This is a genomic window from Candidatus Protofrankia californiensis (genome assembly GCF_900634765.1).
In the GTDB taxonomy this organism is placed as follows: Bacteria; Actinomycetota; Actinomycetes; order Frankiales; family Frankiaceae; genus Protofrankia; species Protofrankia californiensis.
Genome location: NZ_CAAAFT010000003.1, coordinates 1 through 5,218, shown reverse-complemented (window position 1 = coordinate 5,218; position 5,218 = coordinate 1). Strand labels below are relative to the sequence as shown.

Genomic DNA, 5,218 nt, shown 5'->3' with positions numbered 1-5,218 from the left:
GTGGCAGCAAGAGCCGACCGCAGCTCGCCGGCGTCGATTACAGCTGCGGTGGCAGGGACGACGTAGGCGACGAGGGCCTCCGTCGCGCCCCTATGGGCGCGGGTGGGGTACCCCATCGTGCTCTCCTGGGCGCGGGGGAGGACCGTGGCCCGGGCCACACCCGGCTGGGCCAGCAGCGCGGCCTCGACCTCGCCGAGCTCGACCCGGAATCCGCGGATCTTCACCTGGCTGTCCGTCCGGCCCAGGAACTCGATCGTCGCGTCGGCCCGCCAGCGGACCAGGTCACCGGTGCGGTACATGCGGCCGCCGGGTACGCCGAAGGGGCTGGCGACGAAGCGTTCGGCGGTCAGGCCGGGCCGGTTCAGGTAGCCGCGGCCGAGCTGGACGCCGGCCAGGTACAGCTCGCCGGGCACCCCGACGGGCACCGGCTGTAGCCGTGCGTCCAGGACGTAGACCTGGGTGTTCCAGACCGGCCGGCCGATCGGCACACCGGCGGCCGCGCCACTGGTTCCGGTTCCACTGTCGGTTTCGGGATCGGGATCGATACTGCCGGTGTGTTTGTGGTGGGTGACGTCGACGGCGGCCTCGGTCGGCCCGTAGAGGTTGTGCAGCTCCGCGTCGAACAGCTCACGGAAGCGGTCGGCGACGTCGATCGGCAGTGCCTCACCGCTGCAGAACACCCGGCGCAGGCCCGGGTCGTCCCGCACCGCCAGCTCCCGCCGGACCGCCGCTTCCTGCAGGACCGCCGGTTCCCGCAGGAACACAGCCAGCATGGACGGGACGAAGTGCACCGTGGTGACGCCGAACTCACGGATGACCCTGGCCAGGTAGGACGGGTCACGCTGCCCGCCCGGCCGGGCAAGCACGACCGCGGCGCCTTCGCTCAGTGCCCAGAAGAACTCCCACACCGACACGTCGAAGCCGGCCGAGGTCTTCTGGAGCACCCGGTCGTCAGCGGTGAGCCGGTACCTGTCCTGCATCCAGGCGAGCCGGTTGACGATGGCCCGATGGGTTATGACCACGCCCTTCGGCCGTCCGGTCGATCCGGACGTATAGATCACATAAGCGGGATGGTCGGGATGCCGCGGCGCCCGCAGGTCGGTGTCGGTGAAGTCGGTGAGGTTGTAGCCGGGTTGCGACCGCAGCGTCCCGACCACCGCCTGATCGTCGAGCACGATCCGGACAGTGCCCGCGGGCAGGTCGTCCGCCAGACGGTCAACGCCTCCGGGCGCATGGACAGAACTATGATCACGCACTTCCCCGCCGACCGGGCCGACCGAGAGCGGGTCACTGCGCGTAGTGGTCACCAGGGCAACGGCCCCGGCGTCGCCGAGCATGTACGACAGCCGTTCGGCCGGATGGTCGGGGTCGAGCGGCAGGTAGGCCGCACCCGCCTTCAGCACCGCGAGTAGGCAGACCACGAGCTCGGCGGACCGCTCGACGGCGACCGCCACGATCCGTTCCGGGCCGGCGCCGTGGTGGGTGAGCAGCCGGGCGAGCTGGTTGGCGCGCATGTTCAGCTCGCGGTAGGACAACTCGCGGTACGACGGTGCGGCGGCCTCGTCGATGACGGCCGGCGCGTCCGGGGTCGCGGCCGCCTGCGCCTCGATCTGTTCCACCAGGGTGGCCTCGGGCACAGGATGATCGGTGCGGTTCCACCCCGAGACGAGGTCGCCGGACTCGATGTCGCCGAGGATGCCGATCCGGCTGATCGGCTGGTGCGGGTCGGCCAGGGCATTGCCGAGCAGGATCTCCAGGTGGTCGAGGAAGCGTCCGATCCGGGACCGGGTGAACAGCTCACTGCGGTAGGTGGCTTCCACGAGCAGGCCGTCACCGGTGAGGAACGCCTCCAGCGACAGGTCGAACTGGGTTGTGCCGTTGTGGACGTTGCGCCAGCTCGTCACGACACCGGGCAGGTCCAGGTTCTCCATCTCCTGGGTCAGGAACAACAGCATCACGTCGAACAGCGGCGAGTGGCCGCCGGCGCGCTCGGGCCGCAGCTCGTCGATCAGCATGTCGAAGGGCGCGTTCTGGTGGGCGTACGCCTCGGTGCACACGGTTCGCGCCCTGGCCAGGACGTCGGCGAAGGTGGGGTCACCGGAGAGATCCGTACGCAGGACCAGGGTGTTGCCGAAGTTCCCGACCAGCCGCTGGACCTCGGCGTGCTCCCGGTTCATGACGGCGGAGCCGACCGCGACGTCCGTCGAACCGGTGTGGCGGTGCAGCAGCGTGGTGTACGCCGCAAGCATGACCATGAACGGGGTGACGTTCTCGCGGGCGGCGAACCGCCTGAGCCCACCGGCCAGCGGTGCGGCAAAACGTTTGACGCATCGCCCGCCTCGCTCCGAGCGGACGGGTCCGCGCCGACCGTCCAGAGGAAGATCGAGCGGCAGGGGGGCGGGATCCAGCCGGTTCCGCCAGAACTCCAGGTCGGCCCGGGAGTCCTCCGACGGCCACCGGGCCTGCTCCCACGCGGCGAAGTCGGCGTACTGCACCGGCAGCGGCGGCAGACTGTCCGGCAGGACGTCCTGCCGGACGTTCGGCGCGCCGGCCAGCGCCGCCCGGTACAGACTCGACAGGTCGCTCGACAGCACACCCCAGGTCAGACCGTCCCAGGCAATGTGATGGACGACGAGGACGAGCGCGTGCTGCCCGGGCGCGAAACGCAGCAGGAGCGTCCGGATCGGTTCCTCGACCCGCAGGTCGAACGACTCGGCCGCGATCTGCCCGGCGACGCGTTCCCCCACTGCGTCCCACGGGTCGGCCCCGACACCGCCGATGTCGCGGACCGGGAGCTCAAGGGCGACGTCGTCGGCGACGACCTGGTGGGGCGTACCGTCGTCGCCGACGTGGTAGGTGGTGCGCAGCACCTCGTGACGGGCGACCAGACCGCGCAGCGCGACGCGAAGCGCCACGATGTCGAGCGCGCCCGACATCCGCACGAGCAGGCACACGTTGTACGCGGCACTTCTGGGAAACGCCTGCTGGTGCAGCCACATGCTGCGCTGGGAAAACGACAGCGCAGCGGGAGAGCGGCGATCGCTTCGGACAATCCTGTCCATACTCGCAGCCTCGTTCAGACCGGCGTCCGCCAGCAACAGGCGCATCAGTTCCCGACGTCGTGCGGCGGCCGCGTCGGAAAAGCCGGGTTCGGTTCTCATGGTTGACAACCCTCCGGAGACAGGCCGTGGGACAACATTTCGCCACCCTTTGCTGTGCGACTTGCCATATGACTTGCCGGGCGGCTTGCCATGCGACTTTCCGGGCGACCACCGCCGGTCACGCGGATGAATGCTCGGCTTCGAAGGCTGCCGGTGAAATGGTTACCCGGACAATGCGCCACACGGTTCTTCCCACGCACCCGCGGACCCCGAGGAATCCCTTACCGCAGGGACAGTGCACGGACGGACAGCGCATCGGAGCGTTCCACGCCCGGGTCACCCCGACGGCCGTGCGCCGTGATCGAATGCAGGATCTCACCGGACCGCACAGCGACGTTCGACAGCAGCGAGGAGGAAATCCCGTGCGTGTGCTCGGTACCGCCCTGCAGGTAGATACCGCAGGTAAGCTCCGGATCCGTCACCACCCGGTAGTCGCGGTCGACCATGAGCCGACCCGAGGAATCCGTCCGGCAGAACGGAGCGAGTTCGCCGAGCAGCCCGATCGGGTCACGGGGACGGTAGCCGGTCGCGAAGACCACGACGTCCGCGTCCAGCACGGTTTTCTCTCCGGTGGGGAGGAATTCGACGGTGGTCTGGACACCGGCGGCCCCCGTGCTCAGCCCCACCAGGCTGGACGTCTTGAGTATCCGCAGCCGGCGCCGGCCGCTGACCTCCTCCTGGTAGGCGCGCCGGTACAGCTCCTCGATCAGTTCTGTGTCGACGACCGAGTAGTTGGTGTTGCGGTGATAGTCGAACAGCGTGCTTTTGACCTCCGCCGGGGCGTGGAAAAACTCGTCCACGGCATTCGGGTCGAAGATGCGATTCGCGAACGGGCTGTCGTCCGCGGGGCTGTAGCCGTACCGGGAGAAGACCGCGCAGACCTCGGCGTCGGGGAAGCTTCGATGCAGGTATTCGGTGGTCTCGGCGGCACTCTGGCCCGCGCCGACGACAACGAAACGGCCGGGCGGAGTCACCGACCCCTGTCGGGACCGCAACGTTTCCAGGCGCGTCAGCAGATCGTGATTGTGCCAGACCCGGTCGCTGTTCTCGACACCGTCCGGCAGGTATGGTTCGAGGCCCACGCCGAGGACGACGTTACGGGTCCTTCTGACGACAGACCCGCTGGGCGCCGCTGCGGTATTTATCACCACGTCGAGGCAGTCGACGACATCATCGTGGAAAACCGGCCTGATCTCCCGGACCTCGGAGTCGTAGAGTACGAGCGCACCGAGCCTGGCGGCCGCCCAGGCAAGGTAGTCATGGAATTCGACGCGGGACGGATACATCGTCTTGTGGTTGATGAAGTCGACCAGGCGACCGACCGCATGTAGGTACGACAGAAAGCTGAAACCACTCTCCGGATTACGTAGCGTAACCAGATCCTTGAGAAAGGCGACCTGCATCGTGGCTCCGTCCAGGAGCATTCCCCGATGCCAGCCGAACGTCGCCTGCCTTTCCACGAACAACGCACGGAGAGCCGCTTCGGGTGCGATCTTGGCGTTGTGCTCCGCGATCGCGATCGCCAGCGCCAGGTTCGACGGCCCGAACCCGACTCCCACAACGTGACTGATTTCCGTGGCCTCAGCGGTGACCGGCAGCGGCGTGTGTGATCCCTCGCCTGCAGTGGCGTCCATGATCCCGTCTCCTCGGCCCCGCCCAGGCCGACGGTCGGCTGCATGCAATGGGCGGATTATTAGGTAAGGCTCACTTAGCTTCTGCAGCGAGGAGTGACCTGTCAAGCCCTGGTTTGCATCTTGACGAGGAGGCTTGACCCGTGATGGGCTCACCACCAATACAGGTGAAGTTAACTTAACACACAGTGCTAACCACACAGTATCGACCACACAGTGTTGACCACACGGTGTCGACCGCCGGCAATGGCGGGATGAAGGTGGTGGGCCGGCGGGATAGCCCGGGGTGGTGGCCGGGCCCGCGCCCTGCGAACCCTGTGGATCGGGGAGCCGATCCACAGGAGCCCCGACATGTGCCGCACGGCCGAGGACCACGCAAACCGGCGAGACCGCAGCCGGCGCACCGCCCGCGCCCGCCCCTACCTG

At 68.0% G+C, this 5,218-nt stretch carries 2 protein-coding genes; both read right to left on the bottom strand.

The annotated features are described in order from the left end of the window. A partial coding sequence (locus tag DD1DGNOD_RS00120; RefSeq protein WP_131769164.1) for a non-ribosomal peptide synthetase occupies nucleotides 1-3,161 on the bottom strand: 3,161 nt, incomplete at its 3' end. Nucleotides 3,162-3,382: 221 nt separating this feature from the next. After that, nucleotides 3,383-4,795, bottom strand: coding sequence for a lysine N(6)-hydroxylase/L-ornithine N(5)-oxygenase family protein (locus tag DD1DGNOD_RS00115; protein WP_131768976.1), 1,413 nt, complete (start codon nucleotides 4,793-4,795; stop codon nucleotides 3,383-3,385). Between the last annotated feature and the right edge of the window lie 423 nt (nucleotides 4,796-5,218).

Bases quoted from the DNA above. Each gene is read 5' to 3' on its own strand.
- DD1DGNOD_RS00115 (WP_131768976.1), bottom strand. From the start codon at position 4,795: ATGGACGCCACTGCAGGCGAGGGATCACACACGCCGCTGCCGGTCACC.